The sequence below is a fragment of the Metabacillus niabensis genome (genome assembly GCF_902829255.1).
In the GTDB taxonomy this organism is placed as follows: Bacteria; Bacillota; Bacilli; order Bacillales; family Bacillaceae; genus Metabacillus; species Metabacillus niabensis.
Map to the genome: position 1 here is coordinate 46909 of NZ_CADEPK010000012.1, position 15716 is coordinate 62624.

15 protein-coding genes, 1 other RNA gene and 1 pseudogene are annotated in these 15716 nt (G+C 36.9%); 13 read left to right on the plus strand and 4 right to left on the minus strand.

Annotation, left to right across the window (positions count from 1 at the left end; genetic code table 11):
* The first annotated feature begins 136 nt into the window (after nucleotides 1–136).
* The 6 genes from smpB to HU235_RS02925 all read left to right on the plus strand — a co-directional run bounded on the left by smpB (nucleotide 137) and on the right by HU235_RS02925 (nucleotide 4073).
* The gene (gene smpB, locus HU235_RS02900; protein WP_095297197.1) at nucleotides 137–607 is read left to right on the plus strand and encodes an SsrA-binding protein SmpB; all 471 of its coding nucleotides are present in this window, start codon (nucleotides 137–139) and stop codon (nucleotides 605–607) included.
* Nucleotides 608–755: 148 nt separating this feature from the next.
* Nucleotides 756–1118, plus strand: a transfer-messenger RNA (tmRNA) gene (gene ssrA, locus HU235_RS02905).
* A 538-nt stretch (nucleotides 1119–1656) separates the two neighbouring features.
* A complete protein-coding gene (locus HU235_RS02910; RefSeq protein WP_095297199.1) occupies nucleotides 1657–1977 on the plus strand; it encodes a PadR family transcriptional regulator in 321 nt (106 codons plus the stop codon).
* A gap of 72 nt (nucleotides 1978–2049) precedes the next feature.
* Complete coding sequence (locus HU235_RS02915) at nucleotides 2050–2394, plus strand: DUF1048 domain-containing protein (RefSeq protein ID WP_095297200.1); 345 nt, start codon at nucleotides 2050–2052, stop codon at nucleotides 2392–2394.
* 166 nt (nucleotides 2395–2560) lie between these two features.
* Nucleotides 2561–3322, plus strand: coding sequence for an ABC transporter ATP-binding protein (locus HU235_RS02920; RefSeq protein ID WP_174879283.1), 762 nt, complete (start codon nucleotides 2561–2563; stop codon nucleotides 3320–3322).
* A 1-nt stretch (nucleotide 3323) separates the two neighbouring features.
* Complete coding sequence (locus HU235_RS02925; RefSeq protein ID WP_095297204.1) at nucleotides 3324–4073, plus strand: ABC transporter permease; 750 nt, start codon at nucleotides 3324–3326, stop codon at nucleotides 4071–4073.
* 353 nt (nucleotides 4074–4426) lie between these two features.
* On the opposite strand, the gene HU235_RS02930 is transcribed toward HU235_RS02925, so the two are convergent.
* Entirely contained in the window at nucleotides 4427–5467 is a 1041-nt protein-coding gene (locus HU235_RS02930) for an NAD(P)-dependent alcohol dehydrogenase (protein ID WP_174879284.1), read from the minus strand.
* Between the two features lie 474 nt (nucleotides 5468–5941).
* On the opposite strand from HU235_RS02930, the gene HU235_RS02935 reads away from it, so the two are divergent.
* The 3 genes from HU235_RS02935 (at nucleotide 5942) to HU235_RS02945 (ending at nucleotide 8450) form a co-directional block, all read left to right on the plus strand.
* Entirely contained in the window at nucleotides 5942–6538 is a 597-nt protein-coding gene (locus tag HU235_RS02935; RefSeq protein WP_174879285.1) for a CBO0543 family protein, read from the plus strand.
* 178 nt (nucleotides 6539–6716) lie between these two features.
* Complete coding sequence (locus tag HU235_RS02940; protein WP_174879286.1) at nucleotides 6717–7751, plus strand: DUF3231 family protein; 1035 nt, start codon at nucleotides 6717–6719, stop codon at nucleotides 7749–7751.
* A 192-nt stretch (nucleotides 7752–7943) separates the two neighbouring features.
* Entirely contained in the window at nucleotides 7944–8450 is a 507-nt protein-coding gene (locus HU235_RS02945; RefSeq protein ID WP_174879287.1) for a CBO0543 family protein, read from the plus strand.
* 166 nt (nucleotides 8451–8616) lie between these two features.
* On the opposite strand, the gene HU235_RS02950 is transcribed toward HU235_RS02945, so the two are convergent.
* Both HU235_RS02950 and HU235_RS02955 read right to left on the minus strand, forming a co-directional pair.
* Nucleotides 8617–9057, minus strand: a complete 441-nt coding sequence (locus HU235_RS02950) for a hypothetical protein (protein WP_233452118.1) — start codon at nucleotides 9055–9057, stop codon at nucleotides 8617–8619.
* A 76-nt stretch (nucleotides 9058–9133) separates the two neighbouring features.
* Nucleotides 9134–11227 carry a class I SAM-dependent methyltransferase gene (locus HU235_RS02955; RefSeq protein ID WP_233452119.1) on the minus strand — a complete coding sequence of 698 codons (2094 nt, stop codon included), beginning with the start codon at nucleotides 11225–11227 and terminating at the stop codon, nucleotides 9134–9136.
* 172 nt (nucleotides 11228–11399) lie between these two features.
* Here HU235_RS02955 and HU235_RS02960 point away from each other — a divergent pair, with 172 nt between their 5' ends.
* From HU235_RS02960 to HU235_RS24970, 4 genes and pseudogenes are all read left to right on the plus strand, one after another.
* A complete protein-coding gene (locus HU235_RS02960; RefSeq protein WP_174879290.1) occupies nucleotides 11400–13238 on the plus strand; it encodes a heparinase II/III family protein in 1839 nt (612 codons plus the stop codon).
* Nucleotides 13239–13327: 89 nt separating this feature from the next.
* On the plus strand, nucleotides 13328–13975 hold the full coding sequence (locus tag HU235_RS02965; RefSeq protein WP_174879291.1) for a YesL family protein: 648 nt from the start codon (nucleotides 13328–13330) through the stop codon (nucleotides 13973–13975).
* Between the two features lie 277 nt (nucleotides 13976–14252).
* Nucleotides 14253–14696, plus strand: a pseudogene (locus HU235_RS24965) (RICIN domain-containing protein); the annotation flags it as partial.
* Between the two features lie 24 nt (nucleotides 14697–14720).
* Complete coding sequence (locus HU235_RS24970; protein ID WP_255451827.1) at nucleotides 14721–15302, plus strand: pectate lyase; 582 nt, start codon at nucleotides 14721–14723, stop codon at nucleotides 15300–15302.
* A 46-nt stretch (nucleotides 15303–15348) separates the two neighbouring features.
* On the opposite strand, the gene HU235_RS02975 is transcribed toward HU235_RS24970, so the two are convergent.
* Nucleotides 15349–15705, minus strand: a complete 357-nt coding sequence (locus HU235_RS02975; protein WP_174879292.1) for a hypothetical protein — start codon at nucleotides 15703–15705, stop codon at nucleotides 15349–15351.
* Between the last annotated feature and the right edge of the window lie 11 nt (nucleotides 15706–15716).

A 15716-nucleotide genomic window follows, 5' to 3' on the forward strand; every position in this document is an offset into this window, starting at 1 on the left:
TGAATCCAAAGCTGGCACAGATAAGTGTCAGCTTTGTTTAGTGATTTGAGAAATTGCATAAATATTGAGTATCCGCCCATTTTTTGTTAAAATAGAAGCTATCGCACAAGACTTCGTAATGAAGGGAGGAATAACAATGCCTAAAGGAATGGGAAAAACCGTCGCTCAAAACAAAAAAGCGAATCATGATTTTGCAATTGAAGAAACATATGAAGCTGGCATTGTCCTTCAAGGTACTGAAATTAAATCAATTCGTAATGGCCGCGCGAATTTAAAGGATTCCTATGCTCGAATTGAACGTGGTGAAGTATTCTTATACAATATGCACGTTAGTCCGTATGAACAAGGGAACCGATATAATCACGATCCGTTACGAACTAGAAAATTGCTGTTGCATAAAAAGGAAATAGCAAAACTTATTGGGGTAACGAAGGAAGAAGGCTATACACTCGTCCCATTAAAAATGTATATTAAGAACGGTTATGCAAAGGTATTAATCGGTCTTGGTAAAGGGAAAAAGAAATACGATAAGCGTGAGGACTTAAAGAAAAAAGAAGCTAAACGTGACATCGAACGTGCCTTTAGAGAACGTCAAAAAGATTATTAGGAAAAACCTTACAATTGCATTTTTGTCCATGTTTGTTATAATAGATTTTGTAAGACAGTCACTTACAAACATAAAAACTTCATAAGCAATTAAGCTTATTTACTCTTTTTACTCCCGTATTCCCTAGCTGGTATATACGGCTTATCATGGGGACGTTACGGATTCGACAGGGGTAGATCGAGCTTAGGTTGCGGGCCGAAGGGATCGTCTTCGTAAAAACGTCACGCCAATAATAACTGGCAAATCTAACAATAACTTAGCTTTAGCAGCTTAATAACTGCTTAGCTGTTCCTCCCTCCATCGTCCATGTGGTAGGGTAAGGGACTCACTCTTAGTGGACTACGCCTAATTCCTCCGTCTGGGGATGAGGGAAGAGACCAATCAGACTAGCTGCTCCGACGCCTGTCGATAGGCATAAGAGTTAGCGAATCCGCAAATATATCGACTACGCTCGTAGACGCTTAAGTGGCGATATTTCTGGACGTGGGTTCGATTCCCACCGTCTCCACCAAATACATAATTTGGTGGTTTTTTTATTTTAGGCATATTTAGCTCAATTTATTTGTTTTTCCCATTGGGTTGCTTTTTCCGTATACAATTAAATGTTTCTGTGCAAAATAATTTTTAAGAATGACAAATCCCAATGCTTTGTAACACGAAAGATGTTAAAGTGAAAAAATCTATCGCAACTTCTCGGACATATTCCACTCAACTTTTGCCGCTTGAGCTACTACCAAATAACCCTTTTGCTAAATACAAAACGTTTTAGGAATATTTTGCATTAATCAATATGAGTGAAATGAAAATTTCACAGGAGAGTTAGAGCAATTAGTGTATTCAATTGTAAAAGCTCAATAAGAAAACCAGCTATAGCTGTTTTTGAAAATTTTTTAGAATATCAAGTTGACACTCTTGCTACTCGGTGATACAATGTACTTGTAGTAAGCAATACTTAATAGCGGGATATCTTGAAAAAGCTATTCATTAAATATTCCTCGGTACTAAGTGATACTGAATATAAGTCAGACAGAATAGAGGAGGCACAGAATATGGAAAATTTAACGGAAATGCTGAAGGGTTCGTTAGAAGGCTGCGTTCTAGAAATCATCAGCCGCCATGAAACCTATGGCTATGAGATTACCCGCAGACTGAACGATCTTGGGTTTACCGAAGTTGTGGAAGGGACGGTTTACACAATCCTCGTGCGATTAGAAAAGAAAAAACTAGTGAATATTGAAAAAAAACCGTCAGATATGGGACCACCTCGCAAGTTTTACACACTTAATGAGGCTGGCCGCAAGGAGCTTGAATTGTTTTGGGAAAAATGGGATTATGTATCATCAAAAATCAATGTCTTGAAGTCAAGTTAACTGCATAAGATATTCCGTCAGATATTAATCGAGTGTCTTGTTCAGTTTAATAAAAAAAGGAGGAAAAATGATATGTTGGAAATGTTCAAAAAAATGATTGGTGATAAAAAAGAGTACAAAATGATGATGGCACGGGTTGAAGCCCTTCCAGAGGATTACCAGTATGTATTTAAAAAAATTCAAAACTACATGTGGAATTTCTCATCTGGAAATGGGATGGATATGCTACACATGCAGTATGAACTAATCGATTTGTTCGAGGCAGGTGCGGCAGAAGGCAGACAAGTGCTAGAAATTACCGGAGACGATGTGGCTGCCTTTGCTGACGAACTAGTAGCAAACGCTAAAACGTATGTCGCAAAGTATCGTGAAGATTTGAATCAGAGCATCATGAAACGTTTGGGAAAAAATAAATGAAATAAAATCAATAGATAATACTGACTGAATAGCTGGTTACAAATGTATTACTACCTTCGTTATTCAGTTATATTTTAAATCTAGTACTAAGTAATACAGATTATCAGTGAGACTAAATAGGGGAGTATAAGCAAGCTAATTACGTATTTATAAGGAGGAAAAAAGCATGAGTAATGCAGTGATTTCTGTAATAGGGTTAAAAAAATCATTTAAAGACAAGGAAGTTTTAAAGGGAGTAGATTTTGAGGTGCGACGTGGCGAAATTTTCGCACTCCTTGGCTCTAATGGAGCCGGCAAGACGACAACGGTCAACATCCTTTCGACGTTGATGAAGCCCGATGGCGGTGAAGTAGGAATTAGCGGATTTGATGTACAGCGTCAACCGGACCATGTTCGTCAGAGCATCAGCCTGACAGGGCAGTTTTCGGCTTTAGATGGCATGCTTAGCGGGCGAGAAAACCTAATCATGATCGCCAAGTTGCGGGGAGTTTCTAATCCCGCTCAGGTTGCCGACAATCTGCTTGCAAGATTCAGTCTTACCGATGCGGCTAACCGCAGAGCGGACCAGTATTCTGGCGGGATGAAGCGCCGGCTTGATATCGCCATGAGTCTAATTGGGACGCCATCAGTCATTTTTCTCGACGAACCGACGACAGGGCTTGACCCAGAAGCGCGGATTGAAGTCTGGGATACTGTCAAGGAGCTTGCCGACGGCGGTACAACGATCTTGCTGACGACCCAGTACTTAGAGGAAGCGGAACAACTAGCGGATCGTATCGCCATTCTGCATGGCGGAAAAATCATCACGACTGGTACACTTACTGAACTCAAAAAGATGTTCCCACAGGCGAAAGTGGAGTATATCGAGAAGCAGCCGACGTTGGAAGAAATTTTTCTCGCAATTATCGGCAATAAGGAGGAGATATAAAATGAAAAGCAAAACAGGTGTATTATTAGGACGTTTAATGCGCAATATCATGCGCAGCCCAGATACAATTATTACGGTGGCGATTACACCGATTATGATGATGCTACTATTTGTCTACGTATTTGGCGGCGCAATCGAGACAGGGACAGATAACTATGTCAATTATTTATTGCCAGGAATATTGCTAATGGCTATCGCATCTGGTGTCGCATACACGTCGCTGAGGCTGTTTAATGATGTAAAGAGCGGGCTGATGGCACGTTTCATTACAATGCCTATTAAGCGCTCATCGGTATTGTGGGCTCACGTGTTGACCTCGCTTGTTTCCAATGCGCTTACGGTTGTAGTGGTTATCCTCGTCGCACTCTTGATGGGATTCCGTTCTAGCGCGGATATCCTTGATTGGCTCGCTGTAGCTGGGATACTCGGTCTGTTTACGCTGGCATTGACATGGTTAGCGGTCATTCCTGGATTGACAGCGAAGTCTATGGAAGGGGCAACAGCTTACTCGTACCCGCTGATTTTCTTACCGTTTATCAGTTCGGCATTTGTCCCTACAGAAACGATGCCAAAAATTGTCCGTGTGTTCGCAGAGAACCAGCCTGTGACTTCAATCGTGAACTCGATTCGTGCTCTCTTGTATGAAGGGTCAGTTGGCAATGGTATCTGGATCGCTCTTGTCTGGTGCGTCGGCATCATGATAATTGCTTACTTCTTCGCAAGTAAAGTCTTTAAACGCCAGTTAGGATAAAGTCTATAACATAAGAAACTATGGATTACATGTCAGTTGGAATGTGATTCATAGTTTTTTAATTGAAGGAAAATACTAAAGTTAGATATGCTCGATTTAAGTTAAAAAAATCATGAATAGAAATAGGTACAAGAGGTTTACTAAATAAAAGTAACGAAACAATTTTAGAGGAAATGGAAGAGATAATTTTAAATTTTTTAATGGTAGGCTTTTCATCGGAAAACTTAACAAATTATTGTGCTGAAATGATCTTGGACTTTTTAAGTTTACAGCAAACAGATAAAAAGGATGTCTCAAAAGCTAAGCATTTGGACATCCTCAAAATGACTATTAGAAAATATCATTTGCGAAGGTTACATTGTACTTGTGTCAATTACGAATCGATACTTCACATCAGAAGCTAGCACGCGTTTGTAAGCTTCGTCAATTTGATCTGCCGAAATGACTTCAATTTTAGGGGTAATGTTATGTTTTGCACAGAAGTCTAACATTTCCTGAGTCTCACGGATTCCTCCTATCATTGACCCCGCAAATGAACGGCGATGACCGATGAGAGACATTACATTTAGTGACAACGGTTCGCCAGGAGCACCGACATTAACAAGTGTTCCGTCAAGAGTGAGTAATGAGAAATATGCATCGATGTCAATCTTTGCACTTACCGTGTTAATAATTAAATCAAAAGTTCCGGCAAGTTTCTTGAAGGTTTCTGGATCGCTTGTGGCATAATAGTTGTTTGCGCCAAATTGCAAACCATCCTCCTTTTTCTTCAATGATTGTGACAGTACAGTGACATCAGCACCCATTGCATGGGCAATTTTGACTGCCATATGACCAAGACCGCCCATACCAACGACCGCTACCTTCTTACCTGGACCAGCACCCCAATGGTTTAGTGGCGAATAGGTCGTAATACCTGCACAAAGTAATGGTGCTGCGACATCAAGCTCAATGCTATCTGGAATTCTAACTACGAAATCCTCTGTTACGACAATGTGGGTAGAATAGCCACCTTGAGTAGGCTCGCCGTATTTGTCAACACCAGCGTATGTAGGGATATTTCCTTTAAGACAATATTGTTCTTCTCCTTTACGGCAATTTTCGCACTCACCACAGGAATCAACCATACATCCGACCCCGACTCGGTCACCGACCTTGTACTTTGTAACCTCTTTACCAATTTCTGTGACAATTCCTGCAATTTCATGTCCAGGTACGAGTGGATAGTTTACGGCACCCCATTCTCCATGGGCAGTGTGAATATCAGAATGGCATATGCCGGCATATTTAATTTCAATCAGAACATCATGTGAATCAAGATCGCGTCGTTTAATTTCTGCAGCTCTAAACGGTTTGTCTGGTCCGTCCACAGCTCGTGCTTTAGCAGTTATCATTCATAAAACCTCCTATAGTTTATATCTTTCAAGAGAATGCGTTTGTACAGGGGATAGCTTTAAAACCTCAGGTTGTATTTCTTTTAGTCATTTCTATCCCTTTTTTTCTCTTGTAATACAATGTTAATCCTTATAGTTAACTCTAAGTCAAGAGGTTGGCTTGAATTTTTTTGAATTTTTCTCATTGTATTGTATCGAAACAAGCTTCAATTTTCTGGCTTTTATAATGGGGGTGGAAGGGTGAAACTTCCAAGAACAGATACTGTCTTGTTAATTTCTTGCTCATTGCTAATGCCCGTTATAGCCCCATTTCTAAAATGATAATAGGAAAATGGTTATAAAGGAAAAAAGTAATAATTGAAATTGAATTTTAGAGATTACATCTAATTGTTTGAATAGATAGATTTCCTCCGCTTTAAATAGGAATAAACGTTCAAGAATAAATGAATACTATCAAAAACAGGAGGAAATATTGTGGACGGAGACCAAATAAAAGTAATTGAGCAGCTTAGAAAGGCAGAGATTGAACAAAGCGATCGGTGGATAAATTATTGGCACGATTATTCTAATATATCTACTTGGCAATTCTGGGTTGTCCTTGCGATGTTTCTACTTCCTTTAGTACTATTAATTCTCTTTATCGATAGAAGGAAAATGTTCCAACTAGGGTTTTATGGATACAGTGTTCATGTATTCTTCGCTATTATCGATTCATTTGGAGTCTTAAGGGGATTATGGACATATCCTTATAAAATGCTTCCATCCCTTCCAGCTAGTGTTGCCCTTGATTCCTCATTTGTTCCTGTAGCCTATATTCTTCTTTACCAATATACGATTAACAAAGAGAAGAATTATTATATTTGGATGCTGCTTCTCTGTGTGGCCTTTGCCTTTTTTGTTAAACCACTTATGGTAGGATTTGGTTTATTTCGTTTTGGGGGTAATGAGAACTTTTTAATGCTATTTTGGGGGTATGTTGCTGTAGGGCTTATAGCAAAATGGATAAGTGATGTATTTGGAGTGCTTCTTAAAACAAAGAAATGGAGTTTCTATCATAAATACTTTAAATAAATTGAGATTGGCTAAATGACTTTTTAACAATAGAGTAGCGATGCTTCAGGTACCGAAGGATCGTTATTTAGTTATGCAGATTACTTAAATACAATTAAAACATCTATACCTTTAATGAAGAGAATATAAATTTTAAGAAAGGATGATACTATAAAAAAATGAGATGAAGGAAGTTACTATGGATATGATGAAACCAATTAAATTAGGATCAAATAAGACAGAAATAACAGAAAAATTAACCTCTGCTGAAATGGGTAAGCTTTGGGCGACATACATGGGAAATAGTATGGCAAAATGCATCATAAGCTACTATCTACAACATGTTGAGGATAAGGATATTAAAACATTATTAGAAAATGCATTAAAATTAAGCGAACAATTTCTAAAAACAACTACTGATATTTTTAATAGAGAAAATTTCCCAATACCTAAAGGGTTTTCAGAAGAAGATGTCAATTTAGGTGCACCTCGTTTATTCCAAGATGAATTTTATGTCCATTATTTAAAATATACATCAAAGGCAGGAATGAGTATTTATAATATAGCTATTCCGTTAGTCTTCAGAAAGGATGTCCAAGATTTTTTTAGGTATTGTATGGAATCCACAATGGATTTAATGGAACAGATTAAAGAGATATTAATGAATAAAGGTCTTATTAATAAGCCGCCATTGATTCCAGTACCTGAAAGGGGGGAATTTGTTCATGAGGATTTTTTAAATGGATATTTTGGGCATGTTCGACCATTACACGCATTAGAAATTGCTCATCTATACGATGTTTTAGAAAATAATGCAACGAGTAAAGCACTGATTATGGCATTTTCTCAAGTAGTAAAGGATCAAACGATTCGCAAATTGTTTGAAAGAGGAAAAGACATTATCATAAAAAATAACGATGACTATATAAAAAAGCTTCATGAAGAAAATTTACCATCACCATCTTCTCTTGATGATTTAGTCACTTCATCTACTTTTTCGCCTTTTTCGGACAAGATTATGCTATTTCATAAAATGGATATGTTCACAATTAAATTAAGAACGTTTGGAAATGCACTTGCTGTAAATGGACGGCATGATATTGGGCTAATCTATACAAATGCTTTAATAAAAAACTCTGCTTTCGTCCAAGATGCAGCAAAAATTATGATTAAGAACGGCTGGTTTGAACAACCTCCGTTAGCTGTCGATAGAGAAAAATTAGCATCTGATTAGATCTTCGGGTGTTATTTATAATTTGGTAGCAAATTCTCTTTGTTTTAATGAAAAAATAGCGTTAATCCAAGCAGGAGGATTAAGGCTATTTTCATTAATGAAAATGACCTAATGATAAGCTTGTGACATTTATAGATACAATTTCATGGAATCTATAGAGTATAGTAATACTAATTTTAAAGGATTGATCCGATGTATATTTTAATTAATTTTTTTTATATAATAGCGGGTTTTAAATGGGGAGATTGGAGAAATTGGAAAAAGTATTATTCGACAATTCTTTTTTTTATCATTGGAGATTTTTTATATAATTTTCTCCTCTATAAAAAAACGATGTGGTTATTTCATGATTTAGTTTTACCTAATCATACAACAATTACGGTTTTAGCTATGGTCGTAACATACTCTGCAACGGTATTAATTTATCTAGGGAGATTTCCTCATGGATGGTTAAAACGGTTATTATGGTTTTTATTATGGGTTGGAATCTATATAAGTGCTGAATACTTTAACAGTAAGCTAGGCTTCATTACATATCATAATGGGTGGAACTTTTGGTGGTCTGTTTTATTTACCGCAATCATTTTCTTTATTTTGCCGATTCACCATAAAAGGCCTTTATTAGCTTGGCTTATATCAATCATCATTATAGGAGCGCTGTTAAGTATATTTGATGTGAAATTGACGGATATGAAATAAGTGTATAGTTTATACACTTTGAACAATTTATTAAAGATGATTTGTGGAATCGCAAATAAGCTTTAATCCCAACCTTCGCTATTATAATTTAAAGCATTTATCATGAATCCTCAAGTACTCAGTTGAACAATGACCTCTAACAAAAAAATGCTAAATAGAAATGACTCTACTTTTTATTTAGAGCCTCCTTAATGAACATATAATGCCAACGCATAAAGATGCATGCGTATATATAGAAGAGTATCGAATAAACTATTTTCCACCCTTTATATTCAATGTAGCCGAAATATCGTGAAAGCTGCTCGTAGAGGACTGAGAAAACAACCCAAAAAGTTAAATAGAGTAAAAATTTCTTTTTCTCAATCGGCATAAAGTTCAAATACAATATCCCAAAAAGAAAAGGTAATGTTATTTGGACCATTAAATCTGAAAAAGATGGACCATTTTGTTTCATTAAGTCATACAAATCCAATATGTCAGCGAAGAGTAGGTCAGCAAAAATCGTATGAAAAGAGACTGCAAGAAATGCAAAATAAAACTCATGACGGTTTAATCGTTTAGGCATAAAAAGGATAATAAGGAGGGTAATTAAGTACGATACTAACAATTGAAAATTACTCTTCATTTTAAAGGTTGGGGACAGTCCCCAAATAGAAAGAGGGGACTGTCCCCAATTTCCACCATCAATCTCTTATTTTTTCAATTACAATAAAGCATGTACTATCAGGCAATCGAACGATGTCTCCGGCTTTGTTCATTATTTTTACTTTTGGCAAGAGAAATTCTTCGTAGCCTTCTTGGAGGTAGTGCTCGAACTTGATAATGCTTGCGTTTTTTCCGAGTGCTTGGGTGATAGCCTGTTTGTATTCTGTTGGTGTGAAATAGCCAAATTGCTCCTGAACTTCGTGTGGGTAGGCTTCTTCTCCCCAAGTATAGGTGTAGCAAAATTCCATTAAATCGTTAACAGGAAGTTGAATCGTTCTTTTATCTACTTCCTTGTATTCAATCTTTCTCCCTTTAAAATCATTCACATACCGTTTGAAAAAGTCCATTCCACTTGGCTCCTTAAACTCAAGCAGTCGCATTTCGTCTTTCGGTTCGGTCATTATGCCATCGCGGATAATAATTCGCCCACCAGGACTTAATACTTCAAATGAGCTTTTCAATGCCTGAACGACAACCTCATGATTAAATTTGCGGCCATTATACGGAATATATGAATAGAGCTCATGGAGAATTGAGGAAAAGACAATCGTATCGACACTATTAGGTTTATAATATGTTTTTAAATCTAATGCATCAGCTTGTTTTACTAGCCATCTTTTATTTTCACGAATCTTTTTCCGATTCAATTCCTCAATGACATTTGTTGAGACATCAATGCCTACGACCGTTGCATCTGGATGGTGCTCTGTTAATAAATCGAGCATCACGCCTCCGCCAGCCCCAATATCTAGCATTAAGTTTCCTGTAGCATAATCAGAAATGATTTTCTTTTCGTCTTGGCCATTATTCATGTCAGTTAAATACGTTTGCTCATTTTGCAGCCTGTCAAACGCATCCTTTCTAAATCCAAAGAAGTCATACAGCATAATGATCGCTCTTTCATATAGCGGTGATTTTTCTGCTTCCTGGCAAAATTCAATCAATTTCTGCCCTGCCTTAGAATAGGTAAATTGAACACCGACAATTTGCCCTAACTGGTCTAAAGGGAGAACAGACAATGTCACATGCTCGTTTTCCGGAGCCTTTCCTTTTGCAATTTCCTCTAAGGAAAATTCCGCTAAATAAGATTCAATAATCCGCTTCTTATATAAATTAATTGCTTTTTTCCCTTTATAGTCATAATAAATATCTCGCATCAATGGCTCAAAACTAACCTGTTGCAATGATAGCGGATTAATCCTTTGGTTGATGAAAAGAAAGATTTTAAGAAACTCTTCAAACGTAAAGTCCTGTAAGGCAGATTCCACATACCATAAATCGGTTTTCTTAAAGAAGTTTGCTAACGTTATAGTATATTCATTGTCACCCGTTAATAGCCTATCAAACAAAGCGTTAAAATCCTCACCGTTTTTAATCGAGCTTTCTCTTAATCTCTTAAGTCTATCGTTGAAGCTTTGTTCAGCATGCCGCTTTTTCTTTACAATAAGCGAAATAACCTCTTCTACCTCAGAGTGAATCGATGCCCATAATTCCTTTGAAACAGCCTCAATAATACATTGATTAAGCTTTAAAAGAACTCGTTCAATATTACAGAGCGCAGAATTTTCATTGTGTTCAATCCAATCAATAAGCGGTGAAAATTGCTGGTAACGGACCTCACCTCTTATGAATTGACCGACTAAACCATGTGTTAAAATGAGCAGATAAATAAGCTCTTCACGTTCAATAGTTCGATTTTGATAAGGGATATTCATTTGCTCTGCCGCATAAATTTGCGCGGATCCGATGTTATGGATAGAAAGCTGGAACCCCTTTTCCTGCCATTCCTTTCGTTTATGTGTTAACCCTCCTTTCGCAACTTCAGACCATATTAACACTTCCTCAATGATTTCCTTTTCATATGCTGGGAGGTCGATTTCATTCAAAACTCGCAATGTTTTTTCAACATAAGGGAGAATCGGGTTTTTCGGAATTTTTTCTAATGCATCTACCTGTTCTAAATTGACAATTTGTTCCTTTGTTAAATAAAGATATTGCAGCCACTTGTTTTTTCTTAAAATACTTTCATTACCCTTAGTAATCTCATAAATCAATTTCAATGAATTTAGCAATTCACACTCTCCTCTTCCCGGTACCTTCATTCTATTTATTCTAAAGCAAACACATTTTGGAAAAAAGTAAAAAATATACGGTAATTAGTCGAAAAAGGAATACACCTTTAAAAAAGGGTTTTGTTATCGTTAAGGTGAAGATTAACAGTAACATAACATGCTGGAGGTAAAGATGAATTCTTACACCGAAATTAAACAAATCTTTAGCAATAATGCTTCATTTCCACTTATTTTTAACAATAAGGAAGAAAAACAGAAATGGCTAAAAAAAATTAAAGAAACACCATCTATCCAACCGTTACTGCTAGAAATAAAGGATGAGGCATCAAGGCTTTTACACGAAAGGGATCAGGAGCTAACATTTACTTTATTTCAATTATTTGAAAAGACAGGGTCAAGGCTTGAATATGAAAAGGTATATTTCTCAAAGCGAAGACGTCTAAACACATTTGCCATCATGTCCTTACTTGAGCCAGAGAATCAAAATTATTTATTAGAGCTGGAAAACACCATTTGGTCGATACTTAATGAATATAGCTGGTGTTTACCAGCCCATTTAACGAATAGTGCAGAAACAGCAACAAAATTTGCAACTTCCCTTACCAAGCATGAGGAAGCTGTTAATTATACAATTGATTTATTTGCAGCTGAAACAGCGTTTGCCTTAAGCGAAATTTATACGATAGGAAAGGAGAGCTTATCTCCTTTAATCGTTAAACGAATTCATTCAGAAATATGCAAACGGATTTTCCGACCATTTCTTGCTAGCAAACAAGGGTGGGAAACAGCGACACATAATTGGGCAGCGGTTTGCGCTGGATCGCTTGGCAGTGCTGCACTCCATTTACTTCATAAGGAAGCAGAGCTATCAGAGATTATGACAAGAGTATTAAAGACGATGGAGTATTATTTACAGGGCTTTCACGATGATGGAACATGCCTTGAAGGCTATGGTTATTGGCAATATGGTTTCGGTTTTTATGTTTATTTTGCCGATTTATTAAAAAAGCGTACATTGGGGAAAATTGACTTATTTTGCTCACAAAAGGTGCACCAAATTGCCCTATTCCAGCAAAGGAGCTTTCTTTATAAAAACAAGGTTGTTAACTTTTCCGATGCACAGAGGGAAGCGAGTGTGTTTCTCGGACTTAGTCATTATTTGCATCACGTTTTTCATGATATTCAAGTGCCAGAGCAGCAATTACGAGCGTCCTATACAGAGGATCATTGCAGCAGGTGGGCTCCGGCATTTCGCAATTTACTTTGGTTTGATGACAAGCTTGAGGGTAAGCCTTGGAAATCTGAAACAAACTATTTTAACGAATCACAATGGCTAATTTCCAGGCACAAGGCAAACAACGATTTTTTTGCGTTTGCCGCAAAGGGAGGTAATAATCACGAGCCGCATAATCATAATGATCTCGGACAGTTTATTTTACAAAAAAATCATGAAGCCTTCCTAAAGGATTTAGGATCTGGTATGTATTGCAAGGATTATTTCGGGGAAAAGCGTTATACCTTTATTTGCAACGGCTCACATGGTCATTCAGTTCCACTGATCAACAATCAAGGACAAGGCGCAGGCTCTACCTATTACACAAAGGTAGTAAATGTACAATTGGCTGAAGAGATAGACCGTTTTGAGCTTGACTTAACAAAAGCCTACGAACGGTCGATATTGAATACATACTATCGGATGTTCGTTTGGAAAAAATCAGCTTTACCAACATTAACTCTCGAAGATACCTTTCATTTCGATAAAATGCCGGAAAGTGTTGTTGAACGCTTCATTATCCCTAACATCCAAACAATTGAACAGGAAAATGGCATTTTACTCAAAGGAAAAGAAGCATTACAAATAAATTATGATAAAGAACAATTAGATGTAACAGTTGAAACATTTACGATTCTCGACCATTTTGGCGTTAAACAAATGAATCAATTTCTAGATTTTCGCGTAAGAAGCATAGAAAAGCATCTCAATATAAAGCTAGAATTTCAATTTATGTAAAAATACTTTGAAAATAGTCAAAATTATTTCTACCTCGCAATGTTGCCAATGATTACAATAAAGGGAAAAATCACTCCGAGGTGGAGAATATGACAAATGGTTGGATGTCTGGCTTTAATCGCATTTGTGAATGGATTGCGAGATTGGCTTATGTGAACGTACTATGGCTTTGCTTTACAATACTAGGCCTCTTTATTTGTGGGATCGGACCGGCAACAGTTTCGCTTTTCTCAATCATTCGCAAATGGCTGCAAAAGGAAGCTGATTTTCCGATTTTTAAAACATTTTGGCTAAGCTTTAAAAAGGAATTTGTGAAAGCGAATTTGCTATTTTTCTCATTGCTATTTATTACGATTATTCTTTATGTTGATTGGGTGCTTATTCAATCGATGACAGGGATCCTTCACTACTTATTTTTAATGGTTTTTGCGATTGTCGCGTTTTTGTTCAGTGTGATCGTTTTATACATTTTTCCTGTCTATGTACAGTTTGAAGGAGATATTTTCCACTATTATAAATCTGCTATATTAGTTGGGATATCCCATCCAATTCGCACATTTATGATCGGGTTGGCGGGGATAACAAATATTCTTATCTGTCTCATTTTGCCTGGTGCTGCTATCGTTTTCGGTTGCAGTGGCCTAAGTTTTTTTGTCATGTATATCTCATATTCAATTTTTTCGCAAGTAAGTGAAAATGCAAAATTTAATAATGAGGGAAAAGCAATCGAAGGTTAGTTAAATTGCTAGTTAAGATTTTTAGATTTAATTTTTTGACAATTATGAAAATATTGTTACAGATGTTAAAGGTTCAAGATAAATAGATTACAATATTTGGATGTCCATCTTTTTCTAGTATAATGTTTATGTATCGGCCGATTACAATGTTCTTATCTCCAAGAAATGTCAGAATAATGAATAGGAATGATTGATATTTTGATAGGGGGAACGTCCATTGAAGAAAATAGTGTCGCTCATCGCTGCATTAGTTGTGATATTCTCGACATTTACTGTGATGAATACTGCTTATGCTGCAAGCTATGACTCTAGTAAAACATATAAGCTGATTAATCGATATAGTGGAAAAGCATTAGAGGTGTACGAATGGTCTACTGCTGATGGCGGAAATATTGTCCAATATGATGATTTAGGTGGGGCGAATCAGCAATGGCGGATCATTGATGTTGGTGAAGGCTATCACAAAATTGTAAACGTTAACAGTTTGAAGGCGATGGAGGTTTACAATTGGTCAAATGAGAATGGTGCCAATGTTGCTCAATGGAAAGACTGGAATGGAGCTAGCCAGCAGTGGCAAATCGTCGATTTAGGTAATGGCTATGTGAAAATAATTAACCGCCATAGTAAAAAGGCTCTTGAAGTATATGAATCCTCAAAGAATAACGGGGCAAATGTCGTGCAATACGAAGATTTGGGCGGAGAAAATCAGCAATGGAAGCTTGTTGAAGTAAAGCCTCCAGAAACGATTACAGTAAATGCAACGATTGTTGTGCCTGCTGGTGAAACATTTGATGGGAAAGGAAAACGTTATGTTGCCAACCCTGATACGGTAGGAGACGGCAGTCAAGCAGAAGGGCAAAAGGCTGTATTTCGATTAGAGGATGGTGCAACATTAAAAAATGTCATATTAGGTGCTCCTGCAGCTGATGGTGTGCACACATATGGGGATGCTCTTATTCAAAATGTTGTATGGGAAGATATTGGCGAGGATGCCATGACAATAAAGGAATCTGGACATGTCGTCATTAAAGGGGGCTTTGCCCAACATGGAAGCGACAAAATGTTCCAAATAAATGCACCTTCACAATTTGATATTATCAATTTCACGGCTAGAGATGCTGGAAAAATGATTCGGCAGCTTGGAGGTTCTACCTTTAAAACGAGCGTTTACATCGAAGGCTCTGTCATCACAAATATGAATGAAGCAATTTTCCGTACAGATAGCAGTACAAGTGAGGTTAAAATGGTAGATACAAGGTACTCTGATGTAGGGCGTAAATGGTACAATGTGAAGAATGTAACTGAAAGTAATAATTTTGAGTTTTAATAAAATGTAGACATAACGAAACGTCTGAATTTAGGGCTACCCTAGTTCAGACGTTTTTTGAATTGGAAAAGAGGATTTTTGTAAATACTCCGCTCTTCCAAAAGTATAAAATTACATTTATAAAACTAAAGATGAAAATCATCACACATAATATGAAACTAGTTGGATCGCCTGCAAGATTCAATTCATCTGCTAGTATTCCAATAGAAAACATAATCTGTATAGAGATGATAGACAAGATAAGAGAAGAACTAATGACGGAAAAGCCATTGACTACTCTATTTCTTGTTTTTGGAAGAATGATGAGAAGAAAGATGATAGCCGAGACAATCATTAATGTAATTGTTATAGGCCTTAATAAGGTAAAGACTCCATTCGTAACAAATGATTCATATGTAAACATATTTACCCCCT

Bases quoted from the DNA above. Each gene is read 5' to 3' on its own strand.
- HU235_RS02940 (WP_174879286.1), top strand. From the start codon at position 6,717: ATGGATATGATGAAACCAATTAAATTAGGATCAAATAAGACAGAAATA.
- HU235_RS02910 (WP_095297199.1), top strand. From the start codon at position 1,657: ATGGAAAATTTAACGGAAATGCTGAAGGGTTCGTTAGAAGGCTGCGTT.
- smpB (WP_095297197.1), top strand. From the start codon at position 137: ATGCCTAAAGGAATGGGAAAAACCGTCGCTCAAAACAAAAAAGCGAAT.
- HU235_RS02975 (WP_174879292.1), bottom strand. From the start codon at position 15,705: ATGTTTACATATGAATCATTTGTTACGAATGGAGTCTTTACCTTATTA.
- HU235_RS02925 (WP_095297204.1), top strand. From the start codon at position 3,324: ATGAAAAGCAAAACAGGTGTATTATTAGGACGTTTAATGCGCAATATC.
- HU235_RS02965 (WP_174879291.1), top strand. From the start codon at position 13,328: ATGACAAATGGTTGGATGTCTGGCTTTAATCGCATTTGTGAATGGATT.
- HU235_RS02915 (WP_095297200.1), top strand. From the start codon at position 2,050: ATGTTGGAAATGTTCAAAAAAATGATTGGTGATAAAAAAGAGTACAAA.
- HU235_RS02945 (WP_174879287.1), top strand. From the start codon at position 7,944: ATGTATATTTTAATTAATTTTTTTTATATAATAGCGGGTTTTAAATGG.
- HU235_RS02960 (WP_174879290.1), top strand. From the start codon at position 11,400: ATGAATTCTTACACCGAAATTAAACAAATCTTTAGCAATAATGCTTCA.
- HU235_RS02920 (WP_174879283.1), top strand. From the start codon at position 2,561: ATGAGTAATGCAGTGATTTCTGTAATAGGGTTAAAAAAATCATTTAAA.
- HU235_RS02930 (WP_174879284.1), bottom strand. From the start codon at position 5,467: ATGATAACTGCTAAAGCACGAGCTGTGGACGGACCAGACAAACCGTTT.